Raw genomic sequence first — 22,939 nt, forward strand, 5'->3', positions numbered from 1 at the left:
GGGCCTGTTGTTTGAGATGGTCATTTATTAAAAATGAAGTTAAATATCTTCTTATTATACAATTTTTAAAATTTCGCTATATCTCTTAAGAGTATAAAGATCAACCTAATCTAATGGATAGAAAATAATTGAGCAAAACTCTTTGAGTAATTTATACGCTAAAAGAGTACTAAAGTATTGAAAAACGGCTTGTACATAATATGAGCAGGACTTCCTTCCAACACTTCCTAAATATATGCTAAAGGAATGAGTAAAATGATTGATGAAAAGTCATCGCTTCCATATTGGGGTGAAAAAGAAAGAGGGATTTTCAACCGCTACTAGCTGTTTAGATTCATCAACCGCAAAAAAGACAAAACCAGCCGGCATTTTCCAACACAGCTGGTTTTCTTTGATTTTTATCACTAAATTACGATACTTCCGTTTTCCGTTCGTGCCACACGAAGGAAATCAACAAGCTAATTCCTAATAATACAGCCGCAAATGTATAAGGATAGATGAGCTCAATATCAAATAGAATCCCGCCGATTGCCGGCCCAATGATATTTCCTACACTCGTAAATGCTGAGTTCATCCCACTGACAAATCCCTGATCATTTCCAGCAATCCGTGATAAATACGTCGTAATCGCCGGTCTGATTAAATCAAAAGCGAGGAATACAATAAATGTAACCGTGAGTACGCTCCAAAAGGCAGTTGCTCTGGTTAAAAGGAAAGCAAAAACAGCCCCCACCAGTAAACATGCCTTAACAAGCCATATTTCTCCTATCACTCTAGTAATCTTCTCGAATAAAAATACCTGCGCAATTACACCTAATATGGCGCTAACTGTGATGAGCATCGCAATATCCTTAGCCGTAAAACCAAATTTGTAATCAACAAACAAGCTATACATAGACTCAAAGGTAGATAATCCAAGTGAAGAAGATAAAATAATTAAGAATGGGATCAGATAGATTACCGTAAATAATTTACGATATCCTTTTTTATTAGTAACTTCTTTTGTAGCATTTGTTTCTACTGTTCGCTCAGGTTCCTTCAACATGATAATGGAGAAAATCCCTGCAAAAATTCCTAATCCTGCAGCAAAATAAAAAGGCATACGTGTACCAATGTCTGCTAAAAATCCGCCAATCCCCGGTCCAATGATAAAGCCTGTATTAATAGCTGCTGATAAATATCCTAACGCTCTTGGGCGTTCCTTTATTGTGGTAATATCTGCGATAAAGGCTGTTACTGCAGGCATGATAAATGCCGCACTAATCCCGCCTAAAATTCTCGATAAGAATAATACCCATACCTGTTCGCCTAAACCGAATATCAACTCTGATATTCCGAATAAAAACATACCAATTATGATCATCCGTTTACGTCCGTATAAATCTACCCATTTCCCAGCAAACGGTGATACGATAAGTTGTGCTACCGCAAAAGCTGAAACAAGATAGCCCATAATCGTGCCATCCAGACCAAGCTCTCGCATAAGGGTTGGCATAACCGGGATTACAAGACCAATCCCTAAAAAAGCAATAAACAAGTTACTTAATAAAAGGATAAGTACTTTATTCTGATTCTTGTTGCCTGACATTTCTTTACTCCTTTTCTTGTATACTAGTTTATGATTCCTATTAATAAAAATAAACCCTATAGTAACTATAGGGTCAAGAAGATTTTATTCGTACTTTCAATTCAACGATAAAATCATCTTCATTGACTGCCGTATCGGTAAAAGGCATGTATAGTTCATAGACAATCTTTTCGGTTGGTATTTTATGATTTAAAATATAAGAATAGAGCGTCTCATAGCAGGACTCATAAACATCTTCCGCTGAATGGAAGGCAATACAAATGTATTCCCCAGCAGGTAATTCATCCATTTCCATAAATTCATTCGATATCGATATTTCCTGGTCCGTTAAAACCGGCGTAAAGAGAGACGTATATTTCCAATCATGTATAGAATCATATTTTTCTAATGGATACGTGGCACAGTATACACTATCAAATACGGTTCCATGATCCTCTAAGACTTTCATTAAATGACCATATTCTTTTACGGGAATAATGGTCGCGGATGAAGGTGCCTGATTATAAGTAAGGATACGCTGTTTATCATATTTTTTTATATACACTTTTTCCAATTGATCAGGAGAAGGTTGGTCCAGTATTTGTTTCTTCTTATAACTCAATATGGTCTTTATATCCTCCAACCGGCGCAACTGCTGTTCAATTTTCATTTCCTGTTCTTCTAATAATTCAGCTATCTCTCTCGCTGATAGCTGTAAAATTGATTTAATCTCACTCAATGGAACCCCGACATGCTTCAGTGATTTAATGATATCCAGATAAAACAACTGCGTATTGCTATAATATCGATATTGATTATCTGGATCAGTAAAGGAAGGCTTAAATAAATCGATTTTATCGTAAAATCGTAACGTTTGAACGGATGTATTCGTAAGTTTTGACACTTCACCAATCAAAAAATATTGTTTTTCCATTTCTGACTCCTTACTGTCTCTTTCGTGCAATTAGATATACTTTATTATAAATCATTCAAGGACATTTAGGAGCCAATGAAAAAACGGATACGAATGGATTGATATCTATCCGTTCATCTCAGTCTTTGTTAGTTCAAATTCCAATTTCAAAAGCCTTTCCTTAATATCAAGTCCTCCACCGTAACCGACCAGTTTTCCAGTAGAGCCGATGACACGATGGCAGGGAATGATAATAAAAATCGGATTCTTATTATTTGCCATCCCTACTGCTCGAGAGGCACTAGGATTCCCTACCCTCTCCGCCACTTGTTTATAGCTTCTTGTCTCTCCATAAGGAATCTCCAACAACTCTTTCCATACACTCTGTTGAAATGGTGTACCATGAGGATTGAGTTCTACAGAAAATCGCTTCCGTTCTCCTTTAAAATATTCATCCAATTGCAAAGCAGTTTCTTTAATTAACTGTGTTTCCATTATCTCAGCTTCTATTGCCTTTTCACCTAGGAACACATCTGTGATTCCTGTTCCGTCTTCTGCAATCCCCACTTTTCCTATTAAGGTTGTATAGTAATAGACATATTTTCTATTCATATCAAGCTCCCTCCTTTCATTACATCTGCATAAAGTAACCTTTCACAGCATTAACTGAAATTCATGTTATATGAATCAAACTCATTATCTTTAATAAAACCATTCTTTTCATACCGTTTTCGAGCACGTTCATTGTCTGGTGCCGTTTGCAGGGATAATGAATTTGCCCCCGTTTTCGTACATAATTTCATGGCTTCCTCAATTAACATCTGTCCGACTCCATCTCGCCTTGCTTCAGGTATAACATACAAGTCATTAAGGATCCAAGTCCGTCTCATGGAAATAGAGGAGAAAGATGGGTAAAGCTGAACAAATCCAATATATTTATCATGATTCAAAGTCACAAAAATAACGGAGTCCATCATTTCTATACGCTCTTTAATAAAAGCTAGCGCTCCATTACTATCGCTAGACTGATGATAAAATTCTCGATAGTGATTAAATAAATAGGCTACCCCTTCAATATCTTTACGCTTCGCCTGATAAATTACCAATTGTTTTGTCCCCCTGTTTATCTTTTTTGATAAATTAAAAAATCCACTGTACGGCATCCTTTAAATCCTCTGCTACTGGAAAACACTCAAATTTAATAAGATAACGAATGGTATCGTCTCCCCCAATCGTACCAACTCGATCAATAAAAACCGCTTCAATTCTCTTTTTTCTGATTCATATAATCCTCCATTCCTCTTACTATATTTCTTTATATCGATTCCAGATTCCTTTTATGCAAATAAAAAACAGGAAGCAAACTGCTTCCTGTGTCCCTATTCTTTTACTCGCAACAATCTTAAGCTATTTAAAGTTACTATTAATGTCGCACCCATATCTGCAAAAATAGCAATCCATAACGTTAACCAGCCCGGTATGACCAATAATAAAGCTACAGCTTTTATAGCCAATGAGAAGGTGATGTTTTGTTTAATGATGGTCAGCGCCTTACGACTTAACTTAATTGTATATGGCAATTTACTTAAATCATCAGACATCAGAGCAATATCAGCTGTTTCCAGGGCTGTGTCTGTTCCCGCTCCACCCATGGCAACGCCTAGATTAGCAGCAGCCAAGGCAGGAGCATCATTAATTCCATCCCCAATCATCGCCACATGCATGTTGCTTTCGCGAAGTTTTCTTATATAGTTTAATTTGTCTTCCGGCAGCAAGTCTGCTTGAATGTCTGAAACACCTACTGCATTACCAATTGCGGTAGCTGTTCCTTCATTATCTCCTGTTAGCATAATCGTCTTTTTAATTCCGATTTGATGGAGCTTCTGAATAATTTCTTTAGAGGATCCTCTCACTTCGTCAGCCACTGCAATAATAGCCAATATTTCTTTTTCTGTACCAAGAATCATAATCGTTTTCCCCTGGTTTTGAAAAGAACGGATATATTCTATGTGTTCTGCCTTCATGTTATCAGACAATAATTCTTCAAATAAGTGCAGGCTTCCCACATAATACTCTTCCTGATTTATGTTAGCTTTAATTCCTTTACCTGTAATGGACTGAAAATCCTCTAGCACGAGATCTTTATAATTCAGCTTCATCTCCTCTGCTTTTCTTGTGATTGCTGAGGCTAATGGGTGCTGTGATCCTTTTTCAATTGCGGCTGTGATTAGTAATAGATCGTTCTTATTTTCACCAAAAGTAACAAAATCCGTTACGGTTGGAATCCCTTTTGTAAGGGTGCCGGTTTTGTCGAAGGCAATCGCATTTAAATGGCCGGCTTCTTCCAAATGAATACCGCCTTTAATCAAGACACCATTTTTGGCTGCATTACCAATTGCCGTTACAATAGCAACCGGCGTTGATACGACCAGGGCACATGGACAGCCTACCACTAAAGCAGCGAGCCCCTGATACACCCAAACACTCCACTCCGCACCGAAAAACAACGGAGGCACGATAGCTATAAAGAATGCGATTATGATGATTGCTGGAGTGTAGTATTTTGCAAATTTATCAACAAAAGCTTGAGATGGAGCTTTTTCTGCCTGAGCTTCTTCGACTAAATGAATGATTTTCGCTAGAGTAGTATCTTCTACTCGTTTTGTAACCTCTACTTCCAATAATCCTTCTTCATTCAATGTTCCTGCATAGACATCATCATCGATTGTTTTAACTACTGGAACACTTTCACCTGTAATGGCAGCTTGATTTAAAGTTGAAGTCCCCTTTATCACTTTACCATCCATCGCTATTTTTTGACCTGGTTTCACAATCATGATGTCTCCGACCAGTACGTTTTCGACACCCACCATGATTTCGTGATGTCCTCTTCGAATCAGAGCTTCTTTAGGTGCAAGATCCATTAAAGATTCAATCGATTGTCGCGCTTTATCCATTGAATAACGTTCCAATGCTTCACTAATGGCAAACAGGACAACCACCGTTGCTCCTTCGCTCCACTCGCCAATAAAGGCTGCACCAATGATGGCAATCGTCATTAACGTATTCATATCAAAGGTCAATTTAGCTAGATTTTTCAACCCGGTTATAAAAAGAGTATAACCACCTACCAGAATCGCCGCTCCATACCCGATAGTGGGAATCAGATGCTCTTCACCGTACATACGACTTAAAATCCAGCTAATTACTATTAGAATTGCGGATACATATACTTTATACGTTTCTTTTTGCTTCCAAAATGGCGTCTTTTCGATTGTCTTCTCTTTTTCATCACGAATTTTCAAATGTTCAAAGGCACCAGCTTTTTCTATATCTTCAATCGTTGCTGAACCCTGCACATAAATTTTAGATGCTCCAAAATTTACTTTAGCGTCTGTAACCCCTTCTATATTCCTTACATTTTTCTCAAAAATACCTGCACAATTGGCACAAGTCAGTCCTTCAATTCGATACGTTTGTTGATCTGTATTTACTTGTTCCCTCATCTCATTTCACCTCTTTCTTATGCGTCAAGGCAATCATGATAATTTGTTTAATATGTTCGTCATCCAATGAATATAGGGCTAATTTACCCTCTTTTCGAAATTTAACGATGTCTTGCTTATAAAGACTTCTTAGATGGTGAGAGGTAGTCGCTACTGATGCATCAATACTATTAGCTATGTCACATACACATAACTCTTCTTCTTGGCATAAAGCATACGCAATTTTCGCTCTATTCTCATCAGCGAGCGCTTTAAATAGTTGAGCAACACCAGATAAATTCTCTTTCTGTATATCTTCCTGAATACGATCAACCTTCTTTTGATCAAATGTGTATATATCACATGTATCCTTTTTACTCACTTTTTCACCCCTCTTCATTCAAACCTTCGTTTGATTATATTATATAACTACTATACTTTTCATTCAAATATATGTTTGAATAAGAAAAAGGATCGGGCTATTCTGATTTTTTAGGGTGTAACATAACTTATAATTCCTTTGAATGTTCCATATCTTAGTCGATTTAAGTAAAAAAATAGCTGTCGACATTGTCGACAGCCTCTGATTAAACTAAGCCAATCTCTCATACAAGAGAATTATAATTCAATTGGTTCATTCTGAATTTTTCGTTTCAACCTTACCCTTATATTTGGATAAGCGATACCGCACAAAATAACCATTACACCCATCCACTGTAAGCCAGTCACTGTTTCATTAAGCACCAAAGCAGACATCAATATGGCCATAGGTAATTCCGAAGCACTTAAGATAGTTCCAAGCCCACTGCCTATCTTAGGCATACCAATATTGAAGAATAAAGGTGGTATTACAGAAGCACATAAACCTGCAATCAGACTATATTTCAACAAGCCATCCATCAATGTACCATTAAAAATAAACATTGGCGGGTATACAATTATAATTAATAACGCTGCCCCCGTCGTCATCATCGCACTCTTATAAATGGGGTGAATTTGGATATTGCTGCGTCCGCTCACTACAATGAAAGAGGCAAATGATGTCGCAGATAAAAGTCCCCACATTATTCCTACCAAAGAAATTTCACCATTACTTGCTAAGATACCTGAGGCAAGAATGGATCCTAATAAAATGACTACTGTAGCAATAATATTTTTCTTACCGGGAGCCTTTTTATCAAAGATATATTGTAAAACAAAACTAATCCATGTAAATTGTAAAAGCAAAATAATTGCAAACGAAGCATCCACAAAAGTCAACGATTTATTATAAAAGATTCCCGTTAATCCCATGGGAAACCCACTTATTAATAAAATTACTATTTGCTTACCAGATAATTTAGCCTTAGGTACAAATATTGCCACGATCCACAGCATAACAGCACCCAATAAATATTGACTCCCAGTAATTTCACCCTGTAGAAATCCTTCTCCGTAAGCGAGCTTCACAAAAGTAGAAACCACCCCGTACGAACAACCACCTAAAAAAACAAGTAAAGCATACTTCCAAACTCCCAAAATAAAATCCCCCTTAAAATTATATAAAGCGTAAGGGCCTTGGTCAGGAGCGAGGAGCATAAGACAGAGGCTCGAAGGGGGATGGTCTCCCCCCGCAGAGGCTATGCTTATGTCCTGAGCTCCTAGGCCCTGAAGCTAGATTGCATAAAAAAATGAAGCGACTGTCCAGGCCTAGCATAAGAGGAGATGCGTTGAGAGTGTGTTTTTCTCTCTTTTAGCAGCTACACTTATGACTCGATGGCCTAGGAGCTGAAGCTAGTGAAAAATAAAAACACCCACCCCTAATAAAGGGATGGGTGGCGAAAACAACACATTTAAAAATCCACCTGCCACACACTTACTATGCAGCTTTTAAAAATATAATATATCATACAGATTATAATCACTATTTATATGAATGTAAAATATAAGCTATACATGTCTTCTTAAGAATTTTATGTTTCTAAGCCAATTAATACCAATACATGAAAGGACTACCTAGTTTCATTACATCTTCAGAATTTCATCAAACTCTTAGGAGTTATTTCGCATCCCATTAGCATATAATAAATCTTTTATTAATCCTGCATTTGTCTTAATCATCACATTTACCGCATAAGAAAAAAGCGCCCAACAATTATTTTTGTTGAACGCTCTTTAAAAACACAATTTATATTTTTTTAACAAATTCAGATTTTAATTTCATAGGCCCAAAACCGTCAATTTTACAATCGATATCATGATCAGCATCTACAAGACGGATATTCTTTACTTTTGTTCCCTGTTTTAAAACGGATGAGCTTCCTTTGACCTTTAAATCCTTAATAACTGTAACAGTGTCACCATCATTTAAAACATTTCCATTAGCATCTTTATATACTTTCACATCTTCAGTTGCTTCGCTTTCAGATTCTAATGTCCACTCATGTCCACATTCCGGACAAACTAGAAGCGGACCATCTTCATACGTGTATTCAGAATTACATTTTGGGCAATTTGGCAATGTTGTCATATTTATTAAACCTCCGCAGAATCAACTATTGTTCATTCAATAGTATTCTCATTTTATAAACATAAATTATAAACTTCATGTTTATCTATACAGAGAATTATAACCATGACATCCAGTTTTTTAATAGTAGTGTTTTATTGGTAAATAACCACGATACTTTATGTTTAAAATGAGATGTCTGTAAGCCTCACTGCAAAAAACTCCTCTTTTTAACTATTCAGTAAAAATATCCCTATTCAGTAGAATCAAATAAAACTCTTATCGGTTTTGGTAGATACCTTCTTTTATAAATGAATGATATTAAATTGAGAATGAATGTAGGAATTTTTTTAGGAAGATCATATTTTGAATACAGTTGAAAATACGCTCTTTCTATATCTTTCCATTGCTTGTCTTTTTCCTGCTGCATAAATCGAGCCACATCAATCACTTTTATTTCTTCACTTGAAGTAAGAATGATATTTTTAAGATGGATATCAGAGGGATTTAATCCGACTTCCTCCGCCATTTTCAGTGCTTTGCTAATCTCTTTAAATTTCTTTTCTGGTACATAAATCCCTTTTTGTAAACACTGAAATAATGTATGACCCTCTATAAAATCAATGACGATATAATTATGACCGCCATCATATAACGTTGGATAATACTCTATTTGCTGCAATTTCTGGTAAATCCTCGCTTCTTCAATGGCTATACTCTGTTTATGAGGAAAATATATTTTTAAAGCTAAATCTTTATCTTTAATTTTAAATACATAAGCACTCCGGCCTGTACCAATTAGTATTAGATCTGGACTATAGTTAACTAATCTTGGTTTGAGTCCACTCAATTCAATCTCTACACTATCTGCTAGAGTTTTATACGTTATTGTAAACACCTCATTTTAAAATAAAAATCCCACATCATATAAGTCCAAATTTATCTAGGCTTATTTGAAATGGGGACTTTTCTTATTAGTATTAAGATAGTAGTGGCATTATACTATATGCCTTTGAATTTATTAAGATTTCTGCTTTATGCTATTTCCCTAGTTTACTATTTTTGTTTTTACTTTTTATTTATTATTTTGTTCAAAAAGGGATGGGAGATAACTTATAAACGATCCTGAAAGACGAAGATATCGAAATTAATCTTGTTACTTATTAATGAGTTAAGTTGGAGGAATAAGTATAATCCATTACGTTACAGCCACTCGCTTTCCTCTACTTCCACAGGAAATAGACTGCCTAAGCGAAATGGAACTAGTTAGTAATAAGGATATGTAGAAGGACCAAAATTTATTGAAAACAAAAGAAAACCCGAGCTCCTAGGCGAAATATCGATTCACCTAATAGCTCGGGTATACTGAATACTTATGTCCCAGCCCTCTTCAAGTATGGTTATTGGTTTTCAAAAATAAAAAAGACTCTCCAGGGAGAGTCTTTTACTTATAGGTTAGTTATTATGCTTTTTGAACGTTAGTAGCTTGGGGTCCACGTTGACCTTGTTCTACTTCAAAAGTTACACTTTGACCTTCGTCTAAAGATTTGAAACCTTCGCCTTGAATTGCTGAGAAATGTACGAATACGTCTTCTCCGCCTTCACGTTCGATAAATCCAAAACCTTTTTCTGCATTAAACCATTTAACTTTACCTTGTTCCATGTTTGTTGCCTCCTAGTGTGTACATCCACACAATGTATTACTATCCTTGCTCAAATAACCTTAGACGAAAAACAAAATCTTTTCTCAATCTGTCTAGAACAAAAATAATTCTTCTTTATAATAACATGTATTTTATGAGTTGGCAAATTTTAGTATCCGAATGATGCAGTAAATGAAGTTTTCCCTTATCTTCTCTCATTTATTCTTCTTAAATTTGTAAAAATCATCAGGCTTGATTCAAACAAGCTGCCATTGCTTCTCTTTTATTATATCATTCCATCTTTGATTTGATTAAACCCATTGGATCATACACTCTATCTTTGCTCGCCATAAATAGACCACAAACCGCCATCCTTTTTCTATATTTTTAGAAAATAAAAAATATATAGCAAGTTAACAGACAGACCATAAGTATCTAACAGGTATGTTAGTTATAAAGAATCACCAAATTATTATGCTAGTATATAATCAAGAATCAAACGAGGTGACGATTATGAAAGAAACTATTGTAAATACAAGCTTAAAAAGCATGATTAATATCGAAATATTAAAAGCAGCAAAAGCAGTTGACTCAGCAACCGACGCTTCTGATTATTATTATAAAATAAAAGAGTATAAAAGAGCGAAGAAATTAAAAGAACTAATATCTGATTTAAATAAAGGTAATGATTATGTATTAGAAAAATTGGATGAGTTATCCAACAGAAAATCTTCTTACTATAAAAGTCAGCAAACGAGCTGACTTTTACTTTATCCATCATCATTATATAAATATCGGTATCCTCATACATATCCTCTTTAATTATGAATTTAGTAATCTAAAATTACTTAGAAATTCAATTTCATTTACAGATATTACGTTTTTCAAATCCGTTGTTCGTAATACAAATTCTTTAACCCCTATAAATTCTGATTCTGCAATCAAGTAAAACTCCATTCCCTTATTAAAACCTTTGAACGGTTTTTTTAATCTAAATAACTTCATTAAATAACTCCTGCGTTGTTTCATTAAAATCATTTATAAATGATTCTTATCCAACTTTTCTTTCGAACTTTAATTTTTAACTTTTTATTATCCTTTATTTCATGCTTGAGTAAACCTATCTTTCAAGGTAGAATATGCCATTTAAAAATAAAATTCTATTTATCTTTTACTATAGAAACTTACATTAAAATATCAAGAATTATTTCCCATATTTACAGATAGCTAAAACGGGTAAATTCATTATAACAATATAATAATATCGAAGGTGGAAAATATGTTAGTTTTTCTCGTATCGGTCTTATTTATTGCTTTTATAGTTTTTTTAATAGTATCTATCATCGGATTCATTAAAAGAAATAATAAAGGTAAAAAGAATTTACTCCTAGCCGGAGCTTGCTTTCTAGCTTCCTTTGTCTTCCTTATCATAGAAACCATCGTTAACCCTGTCTATCAGGAAATCAATCTGAAAGTAACAAGTGAAATACCTGAAGAAGTAAAAACTACTCAGGATACCATCACCATAAAAGGTACTGTAGAACATGCAGATCAATTAAAAGTCAATGATAAAACTGTAACCATTGAAGACGATACCTTTTCCACTGATGTTGCACTGGAAGAAGGAGAAAATTCAATTCTCATTTTTGCCAGTAACAAAGAGTATAGCAAAGAATTAAACTATGATGTAATGAGAGCATATCCACCAGTATATTTAAAAGCTAATGCCAAAACCATTGATTTTGATCACCTTAATAAAAACCCTGACCTCTACAAAGGGGAATATGTAAAATACAGAGGGGAAATAGTCCAGATTATGGAGGATGATGGCTTAACCGCAATTCGCCTATCTATTACCCAAACCTCTTACGGTTGGTCAGTATCTGATATTATTTATGTAGCTTACACCGGCTATACCAATTTTGTGGACGAAGACGTCGTCACTGTTTACGGTCAAGTGGGTGGATCCTTTACCTATACATCACAAGCCGGATGGGATATTACTTTACCGTTAGTAATCGCTGATTCCATTGAATAAAATATAAGAGAGAGCAGGTATAGGGTGCCGCACCCCTAATGTTAGAGTCAAAACTAACTTTAGGGGTGTTTTTATATGGCCAAATATAGTGAAGGATTTAAATTAAAAATTGTCAAAGAGTATTTAGATGGTTCTTTAGGATATACTTTATTGGCGAAAAAATATGGTATACCTAATCATGCACAAATCCAACGCTGGGTACGTACCTATAAAGCCTTTAAAGAAGATGGTTTACGTAAGAAGCAATCCAAACAGGTTTTTTCTGTTCAATTTAAAGTTGATGTATTACACTTTATGAAAAAGACGGGTGCTTCTTACCAAGATACAGCGATTCGATTTAACTTGCATAATCCGACCTTGATTGCGAATTGGTACAGTATATTTTCGAGAGAAGGGATAGAAGGCCTGAATGGAAAAGTGAAAGGACGGCCACCTATGTCTAAAAAACGAAAAGAAAAACCTGTTAAAGAAGAAAAGAAATTATCTCGTGAAGAACAATTAGAACGTGAAATTGAACTTCTTCGTTTAGAGAATGCTTACTTAAAAAAGTTAAGAGCTTTTCAGGAGAATCCGAATGCCTTCCTCGCAAAGCACAAGCAGCACTGGCATTCGAACTCAAAGAAGAAGGATTCCGATTAAAAGATGTGCTTGTAGTGGTTGGCATTCCAGAAGCGACCTATCACTATCAAGTGAAACAGTTAGAAAAGGCGGATCCAGATCAAGAATGGAAAAAGATTATTTCTGAACTATTTCAAAAACACGAAGGAAAATACGGATACCGTCGAATTTATCTAGAATTAAGAACACAAGGTTTCATAATTAATCATAAAAAAGTGCAACGAATCATGAAGGAATTAGGCTTGAAGTGTGTTAAATTCACGCGTAAATCTCGCTATAACTCCTATAAAGGAAAAGTAGGCAGACTAGCTAAGAATCGTTTGAACCGTAGGTTCCATACGCCAATTCGTCTACAAAAGCTCGTAACAGATGTGACTGAATTCAAGTGTGTTGGGGAAGAAAAACTCTATTTAAGCCCTATTCTAGACTTATATAACGGTGAAATCATTTCGTATGGGATGTCAAATAGACCTACTTTAAATCTCGTTATAGAGCCACTAAATCAAGCTTTGGAAGTTGTTGAAAAGGAAGCAAACTATCGAACCACCATACATTCAGATCAGGGATGGCATTACCAGCATTACCATTGGGTTCAGACATTAAAACAGAATAAGATTTTCCAGAGTATGTCCAGAAAAGCGACATGTGCAGATAATGCAGCAATGGAAAATTTCTTTGGAATTTTAAAACAAGAGATGTACTATGGGGAGAAATTAGTCTCCTATGAAGAGTTAAAACGAAAGATTGAAGATTATATTGATTACTATAACAATACACGGATTAAACTAAAATTGGCTGGATTAAGTCCAGTGCAATACCGAACTCAAACCAGCCAACCAGCTGCGTAACAAAACTTTAACTTTTAGGGGTCACTACCTAGACTGGCTCTCTCTTTATTTATAACTATTACATATCTAATTCCGTAAAGGCGTATGGTACTAATTCTTTTAGAGTCAGTTCTTTACATTCATTTTTGGCATTCGTTAAGTAAACAGGCATATCAGGTGGGCAAAATTCTACTAACACTTGCCTACAAATACTGCAAGGAGGCAGATAATCCTCTGTAGCACCCGCAATTGCTATCGCTTGAAAATCGCCTTTTTTATATCCTTTTGTAACGGCCGTAAAAATAGCTGTTCTTTCTGCACAATTGGTTGCCCCAAATGAAACGTTTTCAACATTCACCCCATTGATAACGCTTCCGTCTTTTAATAAAAGGGCCGCTCCCACAGGAAATTTGGAATATGGCATATACGCATTCGATTTTACTGCACGTGCACTTTCCAATAATGTTTCTTTATTTACCATCCTGATCATCTCCAACCATATTAAATTGAACAAAGACACTCATTTTCTATATAATACCAAATTAGTAACTATACTTTCTTCTTGTCACTAAAATGATCCAAATTGCAGGCAATGTAAAAATGGCCATTCCAGCAAAAGAGAGTCCTGGAGAAATATCATATAAAAAACCGCCTGCTAATGTCAATATCGCCGTGCTAAAACTCATGGCAAAAGCTGAATATACACCCTGTGCATTGGAGTTCTGCTCTTTTGGTAAAGAATTTGTTATATATAGAATAAATGCATAGTGGGCCAAAGCAAATGACAAGGCATGCAAGCTCTGCGATAACATAAAGACCCATACATTAGGGAATAAAAATATAAGCAGCCAACGCAAAGTGGATCCAACTGCCGCTATCAAGAGTAACGAAGATGGTTGCCATTTTCTAAATAGATGATCAGCTTTTGCAAAACAGATGATTTCAAAAAGGACGGCAATATTTATTATCATTCCAATATAATAGGTATTTACCCCCAAATCCTGCAAATAGATATATCCATAATTATAATAAGAAGCATGAGCACCCTGTAGTAAAAACACAATAAGCAAAACAATCGGGAAGCTTTTAATCCTCCATAAGCTACTCATTTTCATGGCATTTTTACTTTCTTGTTTAATCGGTTTCTCTAACAATATAGCTGGTGTTGGCAAACTATACTTGATAAGCATAATCCCGAGCATAAACATCATTGCCCATAAAATTGCTTTGTCCCCAAAATAACCGGTCACCATACTAATCACGAGCACAGATACAATAAATCCAAGCGATCCATATGAGCGTGCTTTTCCGTATGCTCCATCTCCCTGTTGCATTAGAATACTTGCTGTACTTTCCACTGCTGGAAGTAGGGTTGGATAAAAGACACTAAAAATAAGTGTAACAACAAATAATGAACTAAATGTATTTGATGGTATATAAAGGATTGTCGCCACTAATGAGCTGATGATCAAAAGAACAACGACTTTGTGGGCACTCCAATATCTAGAGGCAAATGGATAAGCAAACAGAGCTGATAATCCCCGCACAACCAATCCAAATCCCATGATTAAGCTTGCTTCTGACACTGATAATCCTTTTCCTTGTACAAGGTAACCTGTCCAATAAGGTAAAAATATACCCCATGTCATAAAAAACAAAAAAAAGTTCTGTGAAAACCAACGCGGATTGTTCATTTTTTTCCCTCCATATTTATTGCATCATAGCATGTTTCACCTTTACAATAATGTGAGATATCTCATATTTTTAATAATTGGAGGAAAAAAGTGCAGATTTTATCTGAACCTTTGCGCAGTCAATATATTGATTTATATAGTATCCAACCCTTTTCCAGTTTTTCGATTAAACCATCTATTCAAGTTCATCAATTTGAGCGTGGTGAATTTATTTTTAAAGAAGGTTCTATTCCAGAATACCTATACCTTATTGTTGAAGGAAAAGCAAAACTATATATTACACATGAAAATGGAAAAGTATCTCTCCTTAATTTTATTGAAGCACCATCACTTATTGGTGAACTTGAATTATTGGGAGTAGAACAGTATTCAATAGGAGTCCAAACATCAACTAAAACCATCTGTTTAGCTATCCCCATGCATATATGTAAAAATCAACTATTGGAAGATCCGGTTTTTCTAAGGCATTTGTCGATTTTTCTAAGTAAAAAAACACATCATCTTTCATTTAAATCTGTCCAAACTCAAATATATCCGCTCGAAAATCGTTTAGCCTCATTTATACTAATGTCAGCTGAAAAGGATTTTTATAAAGAAAAACATACAGAAGTTAGTGAATATTTAGGAGTTTCCTACCGTCACCTCTTACATGTTATCTCACGATTCTGCAAGGCGAGCCTGATAAAAAAACATGAACGTGGCTATCTCATTTTGGATAGAGAGCAGCTTCAGCAATTGGCTAAAATAGATTAATGATTTATTTGTTCAATATACTACTGAATGAAAAAAGCTAATCCGATGTTTTATTAAAAGTGTATATATTTAAATATTCCCTTGAAATCGCTAGATTTCCATTTAATGTCTGACAGGAAAGATGGTAAATAAAAAGGATAGGGGAGCAAAATGAAAAGCTCTATCTATCCTTTTTTTGTACATTAAATGACCCTATTTACCACAACTTTAAATTTTATTGTTGTTGTACTAATTTTAAAATCAAAGACTGCGGTTCCAAAGACGTTAACATTTTTGCAACCACTCTTTATTATTTCAACTTTTTTCAACAGAATAAAAAATGGCAACCAAAGAATGAGTAAATAAATACTTTAAGTTTGTGTCATAGTTCAATTTGATTATGGCTAAATATTGCCGTGAGCTGAATAACATTCAATTAGAGTTAATTAAATATATCACTAAATTTTATATACAGGTCGTACTATACTTTCATCTTCACTAGAAATTAAATTACCGTCCAAGTAACGCTCGAATATATCTAGACAAAGAAATGTAACAATATTATCAACATCTTGGAAAGGAATCTCTAAAGGCTTAGAAGATATAAATAAAAAATGTGTTTTGATGTTTCCAGTGAGCCCAAGAAATTTTTTTAATGGTTCAGGTTCATCTATGACTAAATTATATCTTCTTCTACATTTATCAAGATATCCATCTGGCTCTAACAATTTCTCATAATCAGTAATATAGCCGCTTGAATTTAGTGAATCAGAAAAAAATTTAGCTTCTATTAAAAACAACTCATTTATTTCCTCACAATAAAAAATTAGATCGAAATCACCATAGTCTATTTCTCTGTTCCCCCAGATTCTGTTATAACGTACTTCTTTTTCATTAAATGTAATACTATATTTTTCAGTCAAAATTTCTCTAATAATATTAACGAGCCTGTCTGATAACTCTTTGTTTCTATTAGATATAGCATTAGTAAAGTTATCTCTTTTGTTTGTATAACTCATACCCCCATTATAAAAATAGGATACCCAAAGTTGTTTTGACTGATCTAAACTACAATAGGACAAAAAGACTTTGTCATTCTCTAATAATAAAAATGGACATAATTCATTTCTAAATCTATTTACCCCAATGCTCCATATTATTGGTTCATTTTTTCTTAATTGACTTTGTATTTTATTTGTAGTAAGCACAAACTGTTCAATTAATTTTGTAGCAGATATAGATGGATTAGTAGCATTTTCAATAATATCAATAAAATGATCTCTTTCAATTACACTTAACGCATATTTGCCACTTTTAAGTTCATATCTTTGAATGTATTCTATTAAAGCTAAAAATGATAAATACTTAACACCAAATTCTTTTTCAAAATTGATTCCAAATAGTGTCTTATCAGCTTCTTTTAATTCTAAATCATCTGATAGAATGTTTTGATTACCGGTTAAGATGGGATTAAAAAATATGATGGGATGCTCTTTGATAGACTCAATGGGTATGTCATTATAAGGAGTAATTTTTAACCCGTAGAATAAAAAGTCTTCATCAAACTTTTTACTAAGATTTAATAAAGATAATTGTTGCGAGAGAACTCCATAAATATAAATGTCAAGCAATAATGTATAATCTAAGTTAAAATTCACCTTGTCATTATTTTTGTCTATATTTTGAATAAGAAGAGTATTTTCTATCCAAATATTTAGGCTGTCTATAATACATCTAGCAACATTTCTGTTGATCTCAAAGGTTTCATTAACAATTGCCTCAGTTATATTAAAATTTTTAATTTCTCTTCTAGCTCTCTTTTGATTAATGTAAAAATGATAAACTTCATCAAAAACTTTATATAGTACTGTTAAAAATGTTTGTGTCTCGGTAACCTTTATAGTCTCCCACAATTTTTTTTGCACTATTTCTAGCCGTTCTTTTAAGAATGATATTGATTCATCCCGACTATGAATTTCTCTAGTTTCCGTACCAAAATAATCGATAAAAATTTTATTTTTCAATTTATAGGGGACTCCTAATTCTAACCAAAAACTTCTAGTTTGAAAAAGCTTCACTTCTTCAATCCCTCCTTTTAAATCAATTATACATCTAACAACAGCTTGGTATAAGTGTTATTGTAAATAATTGGGGCTATATTTAGACTAGAATAATTAATACCCTATATAATGAGTTAAATTAATATATTGAATCTAATATCTAAAATATAGAAGGGGTTTTTGAATGGTTGTAATACATACGAAGATTTTGCATATTGTTCCAAAGACAACCCTTGTATTAATGGAGATATTAAAAAAATCATAGGAATATTTTCTAATGAAGAAGTATCTGAAAAGTATATAAATAGCCAACTAGTATTGGGAATCACTACTTAGGGATCGGATTATTAGTATAAGTCTCGATTTTGCTTACACTATATATTAATCTCGAAATTGGCTTGCCGGTATTTAACGTACCGGTTATCAGAATCTTTAAATCACCTGCCATATTTAATTCAACACTACTTTCTTACACAAAAAAGAAGCGTCTAATTAAATGGCTATTTTCGCAAGGATTGTTGCTATTGATTAATACTTGTTTTAGATATGAAAATAGCCACTCCCAAAAAGGAAGTGGCTGTACTTGTTATTGGACTAAAGCCCCTATTAGTTTAAGTACGTTTCTTCACAAACTCATTTCACATTCTTCATTCATTACAGGAATGCTGTCCCTTTACTAACATAAGAATTTCAATATAAAAGGGCATTAACCCTTCTTGGCTCAATACCCTGTTCATTTAATATTAAAGATAGGTTGTCGCCGCTTCTACATCAAACATTCCGCTTTCCTTTAGAAATTGGGAAACTAAATGTATGTGATCAGCTCCAATAATTAAAACTATTCTGTCTGAAGCAGAATTGGTTATCTTTGTAAGGTTGGAGTAAATTATTAAATTCCTTTGGTACCACCATCTCAACCAATCAATGCCTACATATTCATTTTCATTCCCAATACGTGCTACTGCCATATACATTTCGTGCTCTTTTTTAATATTAACTTCTTCATTTAGTTCTTTCATCAACTCAACAATACTTTTATCTCCAATATTATAGTTGTTTTCAGAATGATACTTTTCTTTTATGTAATTATATAGGTCTGGCTGTTCTCTTTTTGCCCAATCATATACCTCACCAAATCCTCTATTCCCGACTGTTTTCATCCAATCAACAGCATATACCTTTTTATGACCTAATTCAGATGCAATTCTAAAGCCATATTGATAAACCTCATCAATACTTAATTCAAAATTATTATTTAAATATTCAATATATTCTTGGTTTAATTCTTCTTCTTTTTCTTTAACGACTTCAAATGCTAATTTAGTCGGATTAAACCTTTTTATTTTTTCTACAACTTCCCTTATTTCTTTTTGTCTTCTATCATTCAGCAAATCATCAACTTCATACTTATATAGATCAGGTGTATATCGCATATGAAATGTGCCTACTATCATTATTGTCGGTTTTTGTATCTTCAAGGCTACTCCCCCCATAATTATCTATTTATTTTATTCGCTATTATTTTGATATTATCCTTCTTCCGCTAACCTGCCCCGTTTCTAGAATAAGAAGTCCAACATAAAAGAGCATTAATCCTCCGATATTTTGAGCGAAAATCTTAGCATTCCTTACTTTCCAAAAGTATCAGCAACAATATTACTAAATTCTCTGAGGTAGTAAAGGTAGTCATCTCCGCCATAGTTATATCGTTTGTTATACATCTTTGCAACGACCACTCTGTATTCAGGAATGATAAGGACAGTTGGACCTGTTACCCCTAATATTTGATAGGATCCTTCAGGAACCCTATCACCAAGCTCACTATGGGCAGCTGGAATTCCTTGTGCATACCAATACAAACCATTTTGAGGAAGTTTATGATCTTTGTAAAAAGGGCTTTGGACTTGTGTGGCAATTTCAATCACTTCGCTTGGAACAACTTGTTTCCCCTGTGCAAACCCTTTGTTTAAATGAAGATTACCCCACTGTGCAAACTCCCGAGCAGAAGTATGTAAGTTTGACTCCGTTCCATCAGCATAATTCCCCAGATTGAATAAACCTTCCGAATCTGGATTATCAATTTGCTTAACTAATAATTCATTCGCTTTCGTTTGCCAAGCTGTTTCTTTAAAACCTAAAGGTGAAAATACCCTTTCTTCTAAGAGGTCTGGAAAGTTCATATTAAATAGACGATTTACCAGCCTCGTCATCATTAACACATTGATTCCTCTATAAGCCCAACCTTGACCTGGTTCAAACTCTCGAAAAATAGTACCATCCTCTTTTTCGTGTAACCCGTGTGAATGAGTGACTAAATGCCGTATTGTTGTTTTTCCTAGCAATTCTTTATCCATTTCCCTGAAATAATCTATTGCGTAGTCATCAAGACTTTTGATTTTTCCTTCATAAAGAGCATATGCAACTACTAAACCAAGGTAGCTCTTTCTTGCAGAAGCTATGTTAAATTGAGAAGCTGAGGTGATTGGAGCTGATTCAGGAGAATTAGAATGATAACCATCATAGTGTTCCAATATAACTTCGTTATCTTTTAGAATATATAATGAGGATGCACTACTTCCGTTTTTTTTCTTTATTTCATCTACCCAAGTAATTAAGTTTTCAAGTTTCTCCAAATAATTCATCTCCTTGATCTTCCGCATCTTATGAAAACCTTAATTACTATTCTCTACTGATTGTTAGAAATCCTTCTTCCGCTAACCTGCCCCTTTACTTCAATAAGGAGTTCAACAGAAAGGAGCATTAATCCTTCTTGGATCAATGCCCCGTTAGTTGAATAAGAAATTTCAAATTTTAAATTTTTAGCTTTAAACCTTCGTGCGTTGCTTTAAAACCTAATCGTTCATAAAATCTTAACGCATCTGGTCTTTTTTTATCCGTTGTCAGTTGTACCAAATGACAACCACGTTCTTCTGCACGCATAATTGCCCATTTTATAAGTTCAGTACCTACGCCCGTTCCTCTTACAGAAGCAGATGTTCTCACTCCTTCGATAGTAGCTCTCAATCCACCTTGATGTGTTATATAAGGCGTGAAAGTAATTTGCTGTACTCCAACAATCACTTCATTTCCGTCACAAGCCACTACTAACTCGTTATTAGGGTCAGACGTTATAGCTTTAAATGCTTTTATGTAACTATTAGGAAGTGGACGCTCATAACGCTCACGTTTACTTCCCATAACATCATCTGCAAGCATCGCAACAATGCAATCTAAATCTTTTTCAGTAGCCATTCTGAACCTTATTTTTTTATTCAATCAAATCCTCCTCTTATTAGTAAACCTTTTTAGTAGAGCACCAGTTAATCGAATAAGAATTAAAGAATTGGTTCCATAAAAACCTACAATCTTTGAATAGTAAGCAACGCTTAATTTAGTTATATTCTACATACTTATTGAACTAACCTGCCCCTTTACTTCCATAAGAAGTTCAACACAAAAAGGCATTAATCCTTCTTAGAACAATGCCCTTGATAGTTTATGTGCAATGAATATTTTCCTTTTAAAGAGCTATATTTAATATTTCTTCAATCCATTCTTCTTTTTCCTCTATGCCAAGAACAATGCATAAACTTTTATGGACCTTTTTAAACTCTGGGATTATTTTATTTACCACAATCATTATCTCATTTGGATCACGACTACTGTGCCATTGTTCAAGTAGTCCGAGTTGTAAATCAGATAATTCACTTCGGCTACCTTCTAGTTTTGCCCAGTCTCCAAATGCGTTAGGCTGAATACCAGCAGCCATATACCAACCTGTAACCATTGATAATCTTAAACTATCAAGACAATTCAGAGCATAATAAAGCTCTTTTCTCATAGCTCTTCGATATGCTTCGTGTGCATAAGCAAAGAATTTTGTCCTCCAAATCTCAAACTCCTGGACATTAGGGCTATACGACAAATCCATTGATTTTTCTAATACAGTTCTTAATATTCCATTTGTGTCCCGAACAATTTTAATGTTTTGTAACCATACTGATGGTTGAACGTCCTTAATCCTATAATAAAAGGTGTCTACTTTTATGAACTTATCATAATGAGCAACACTGTGAGTTGCCCAAGGTAAATCCTCAAAAAATAGAACGTTTCCCCAGTTTCGGGCTCTTTGCTTTTTGTTTAATCTATATACTTCATATACTTCATCCTTAACAACAATTCTCAGGTCAATATCAGAATATAAATCTGTATTCTGATTACCTATTGAACCTCCATAAAATACGCCCAATATGTTCTCATCTTTTTTCAAATCTTCTTCAATTGCTTTAATGATATTTTGACGATACTTTGGAAGATCTAAATCTCTTTTTTGATATTTAGTGTTTAATCCCACACACTTTAAACCAACTCCTTATTTGAATGATGGTGTTAGAAACTTATTCGTTAAAAAGCATATAAATCCTTCTTCCTCTAACCTGCCCCATTTCTTCCATAAGAGGTTCAACACAAAAGGGATTAATCCTTCTTAGATCAATGCCCACCATCAGTCGTATAACTCAATCATATTGATGTGCTATTATTAGAATTTTTACGTGAAATAAAATATGAAATAAAATATGTAGTCAAAAATAAGATAATCCCCACTTTATTAAATTGGAGATACACATCAAATACATCTTTAAATGAATCTAACGGATAAAAACCACTTAATAGCAACGTTGGAAAAACAGTAAACAACATCGCCATATAATGAGCAAAAATTTGCTTTAGAAAACTCCATTGTTCAATTTGATATATGATGCTTGTCAACCCAAGGAAAAAGGCTATAAGGCCATAAAAAAAATAAACACTCGAATCATCTGATTGCCCTTGCAACTTATACGACAGTGAAATTATTAGTAAGATACCAAATG

The 22,939-nt window shown here is 34.2% G+C and carries 23 protein-coding genes and 1 pseudogene; 5 read left to right on the plus strand and 19 right to left on the minus strand.

Annotation, left to right across the window (positions count from 1 at the left end; genetic code table 11):
- Positions 1-409: 409 nt before the first annotated feature.
- The 10 genes from AC58NB_RS11775 to AC58NB_RS11820 all read right to left on the minus strand — a co-directional run bounded on the left by AC58NB_RS11775 (position 410) and on the right by AC58NB_RS11820 (position 10,116).
- The gene (locus tag AC58NB_RS11775; RefSeq protein WP_497427052.1) at positions 410-1,633 is read right to left on the minus strand and encodes an MFS transporter; all 1,224 of its coding nucleotides are present in this window, start codon (positions 1,631-1,633) and stop codon (positions 410-412) included.
- A 28-nt stretch (positions 1,634-1,661) separates the two neighbouring features.
- Positions 1,662-2,501 carry a MerR family transcriptional regulator gene (locus AC58NB_RS11780; protein ID WP_497427022.1) on the minus strand — a complete coding sequence of 280 codons (840 nt, stop codon included), beginning with the start codon at positions 2,499-2,501 and terminating at the stop codon, positions 1,662-1,664.
- Between the two features lie 105 nt (positions 2,502-2,606).
- Positions 2,607-3,092 (minus strand): methylated-DNA--[protein]-cysteine S-methyltransferase, encoded by a 486-nt coding sequence (locus tag AC58NB_RS11785; protein WP_497427023.1) that lies wholly within the window; start codon positions 3,090-3,092, stop codon positions 2,607-2,609.
- A gap of 50 nt (positions 3,093-3,142) precedes the next feature.
- Positions 3,143-3,586 (minus strand): GNAT family N-acetyltransferase, encoded by a 444-nt coding sequence (locus AC58NB_RS11790; RefSeq protein ID WP_497427024.1) that lies wholly within the window; start codon positions 3,584-3,586, stop codon positions 3,143-3,145.
- Between the two features lie 273 nt (positions 3,587-3,859).
- Complete coding sequence (locus AC58NB_RS11795; protein WP_497427025.1) at positions 3,860-5,986, minus strand: heavy metal translocating P-type ATPase; 2,127 nt, start codon at positions 5,984-5,986, stop codon at positions 3,860-3,862.
- A 1-nt stretch (position 5,987) separates the two neighbouring features.
- Complete coding sequence (locus AC58NB_RS11800) at positions 5,988-6,347, minus strand: ArsR/SmtB family transcription factor (RefSeq protein WP_497427026.1); 360 nt, start codon at positions 6,345-6,347, stop codon at positions 5,988-5,990.
- Between the two features lie 236 nt (positions 6,348-6,583).
- Positions 6,584-7,483 carry an EamA family transporter gene (locus tag AC58NB_RS11805; protein WP_497427027.1) on the minus strand — a complete coding sequence of 300 codons (900 nt, stop codon included), beginning with the start codon at positions 7,481-7,483 and terminating at the stop codon, positions 6,584-6,586.
- 649 nt (positions 7,484-8,132) lie between these two features.
- Complete coding sequence (locus tag AC58NB_RS11810) at positions 8,133-8,474, minus strand: zinc ribbon domain-containing protein YjdM (RefSeq protein ID WP_497427028.1); 342 nt, start codon at positions 8,472-8,474, stop codon at positions 8,133-8,135.
- 232 nt (positions 8,475-8,706) lie between these two features.
- Complete coding sequence (locus tag AC58NB_RS11815; protein WP_497427029.1) at positions 8,707-9,351, minus strand: protein kinase domain-containing protein; 645 nt, start codon at positions 9,349-9,351, stop codon at positions 8,707-8,709.
- A 564-nt stretch (positions 9,352-9,915) separates the two neighbouring features.
- On the minus strand, positions 9,916-10,116 hold the full coding sequence (locus AC58NB_RS11820; RefSeq protein WP_066102120.1) for a cold-shock protein: 201 nt from the start codon (positions 10,114-10,116) through the stop codon (positions 9,916-9,918).
- 454 nt (positions 10,117-10,570) lie between these two features.
- Here AC58NB_RS11820 and AC58NB_RS11825 point away from each other — a divergent pair, with 454 nt between their 5' ends.
- Positions 10,571-10,858 (plus strand): hypothetical protein, encoded by a 288-nt coding sequence (locus tag AC58NB_RS11825; RefSeq protein ID WP_497427030.1) that lies wholly within the window; start codon positions 10,571-10,573, stop codon positions 10,856-10,858.
- A 60-nt stretch (positions 10,859-10,918) separates the two neighbouring features.
- Here AC58NB_RS11825 and AC58NB_RS11830 read toward each other — a convergent pair whose 3' ends face one another.
- The gene (locus AC58NB_RS11830; protein WP_497427031.1) at positions 10,919-11,101 is read right to left on the minus strand and encodes a hypothetical protein; all 183 of its coding nucleotides are present in this window, start codon (positions 11,099-11,101) and stop codon (positions 10,919-10,921) included.
- Positions 11,102-11,375: 274 nt separating this feature from the next.
- On the opposite strand from AC58NB_RS11830, the gene AC58NB_RS11835 reads away from it, so the two are divergent.
- The 3 genes and pseudogenes from AC58NB_RS11835 to AC58NB_RS11845 all read left to right on the plus strand — a co-directional run.
- Positions 11,376-12,134 (plus strand): hypothetical protein, encoded by a 759-nt coding sequence (locus tag AC58NB_RS11835; RefSeq protein ID WP_497427032.1) that lies wholly within the window; start codon positions 11,376-11,378, stop codon positions 12,132-12,134.
- Between the two features lie 75 nt (positions 12,135-12,209).
- Entirely contained in the window at positions 12,210-12,773 is a 564-nt protein-coding gene (locus AC58NB_RS11840; protein ID WP_497427033.1) for a transposase, read from the plus strand.
- Positions 12,731-13,600, plus strand: a pseudogene (locus tag AC58NB_RS11845) (IS3 family transposase); the annotation flags it as partial. The gene AC58NB_RS11840 and the pseudogene AC58NB_RS11845, both read left to right, overlap by 43 nt.
- Before the next feature lie 58 nt (positions 13,601-13,658).
- Here the strand turns inward: AC58NB_RS11845 and AC58NB_RS11850 are convergent.
- Together AC58NB_RS11850 and AC58NB_RS11855 are read right to left on the minus strand one after the other, a co-directional pair.
- Positions 13,659-14,060: a cytidine deaminase gene (locus AC58NB_RS11850; protein WP_497427034.1), complete on the minus strand. Its 402-nt coding sequence runs from the start codon at positions 14,058-14,060 to the stop codon at positions 13,659-13,661.
- Positions 14,061-14,121: 61 nt separating this feature from the next.
- A complete protein-coding gene (locus tag AC58NB_RS11855; RefSeq protein ID WP_497427035.1) occupies positions 14,122-15,273 on the minus strand; it encodes an MFS transporter in 1,152 nt (383 codons plus the stop codon).
- A 90-nt stretch (positions 15,274-15,363) separates the two neighbouring features.
- Between AC58NB_RS11855 and yeiL the strand changes: the two genes are divergently transcribed.
- Positions 15,364-16,026, plus strand: a complete 663-nt coding sequence (gene yeiL, locus AC58NB_RS11860) for a transcriptional regulator YeiL (protein WP_497427036.1) — start codon at positions 15,364-15,366, stop codon at positions 16,024-16,026.
- Positions 16,027-16,463: 437 nt separating this feature from the next.
- On the opposite strand, the gene AC58NB_RS11865 is transcribed toward yeiL, so the two are convergent.
- From AC58NB_RS11865 to AC58NB_RS11890, 6 genes are all read right to left on the minus strand, one after another.
- Positions 16,464-18,083 (minus strand): hypothetical protein, encoded by a 1,620-nt coding sequence (locus AC58NB_RS11865; protein WP_497427037.1) that lies wholly within the window; start codon positions 18,081-18,083, stop codon positions 16,464-16,466.
- 725 nt (positions 18,084-18,808) lie between these two features.
- Positions 18,809-19,543 (minus strand): DUF5694 domain-containing protein, encoded by a 735-nt coding sequence (locus AC58NB_RS11870; protein ID WP_497427038.1) that lies wholly within the window; start codon positions 19,541-19,543, stop codon positions 18,809-18,811.
- A gap of 150 nt (positions 19,544-19,693) precedes the next feature.
- Positions 19,694-20,698: a serine hydrolase domain-containing protein gene (locus tag AC58NB_RS11875; protein ID WP_497427039.1), complete on the minus strand. Its 1,005-nt coding sequence runs from the start codon at positions 20,696-20,698 to the stop codon at positions 19,694-19,696.
- Positions 20,699-20,876: 178 nt separating this feature from the next.
- A complete protein-coding gene (locus AC58NB_RS11880; protein ID WP_497427053.1) occupies positions 20,877-21,317 on the minus strand; it encodes a GNAT family N-acetyltransferase in 441 nt (146 codons plus the stop codon).
- 268 nt (positions 21,318-21,585) lie between these two features.
- Entirely contained in the window at positions 21,586-22,419 is an 834-nt protein-coding gene (locus AC58NB_RS11885; protein ID WP_066108613.1) for an aminoglycoside 6-adenylyltransferase, read from the minus strand.
- A gap of 167 nt (positions 22,420-22,586) precedes the next feature.
- Positions 22,587-22,939: DUF3021 family protein (locus AC58NB_RS11890; protein ID WP_497427040.1), on the minus strand; the 353-nt coding region annotated here is incomplete at its 5' end.

It is taken from the genome of Pradoshia sp. TA40_28 (genome assembly GCF_059694525.1).

What these genes read in the sequence shown, in the direction of transcription:
- AC58NB_RS11880 (WP_497427053.1), bottom strand. Translation starts at nt 21,317, where the DNA reads ATGGCTACTGAAAAAGATTTAGATTGCATTGTTGCGATGCTTGCAGAT.
- AC58NB_RS11780 (WP_497427022.1), bottom strand. Translation starts at nt 2,501, where the DNA reads ATGGAAAAACAATATTTTTTGATTGGTGAAGTGTCAAAACTTACGAAT.
- AC58NB_RS11795 (WP_497427025.1), bottom strand. Translation starts at nt 5,986, where the DNA reads ATGAGGGAACAAGTAAATACAGATCAACAAACGTATCGAATTGAAGGA.
- AC58NB_RS11820 (WP_066102120.1), bottom strand. Translation starts at nt 10,116, where the DNA reads ATGGAACAAGGTAAAGTTAAATGGTTTAATGCAGAAAAAGGTTTTGGA.
- AC58NB_RS11785 (WP_497427023.1), bottom strand. Translation starts at nt 3,092, where the DNA reads ATGAATAGAAAATATGTCTATTACTATACAACCTTAATAGGAAAAGTG.
- AC58NB_RS11825 (WP_497427030.1), top strand. Translation starts at nt 10,571, where the DNA reads ATGCTAGTATATAATCAAGAATCAAACGAGGTGACGATTATGAAAGAA.
- AC58NB_RS11850 (WP_497427034.1), bottom strand. Translation starts at nt 14,060, where the DNA reads ATGGTAAATAAAGAAACATTATTGGAAAGTGCACGTGCAGTAAAATCG.
- AC58NB_RS11840 (WP_497427033.1), top strand. Translation starts at nt 12,210, where the DNA reads ATGGCCAAATATAGTGAAGGATTTAAATTAAAAATTGTCAAAGAGTAT.
- AC58NB_RS11855 (WP_497427035.1), bottom strand. Translation starts at nt 15,273, where the DNA reads ATGAACAATCCGCGTTGGTTTTCACAGAACTTTTTTTTGTTTTTTATG.
- AC58NB_RS11830 (WP_497427031.1), bottom strand. Translation starts at nt 11,101, where the DNA reads ATGAAGTTATTTAGATTAAAAAAACCGTTCAAAGGTTTTAATAAGGGA.
- AC58NB_RS11835 (WP_497427032.1), top strand. Translation starts at nt 11,376, where the DNA reads ATGTTAGTTTTTCTCGTATCGGTCTTATTTATTGCTTTTATAGTTTTT.
- AC58NB_RS11810 (WP_497427028.1), bottom strand. Translation starts at nt 8,474, where the DNA reads ATGACAACATTGCCAAATTGCCCAAAATGTAATTCTGAATACACGTAT.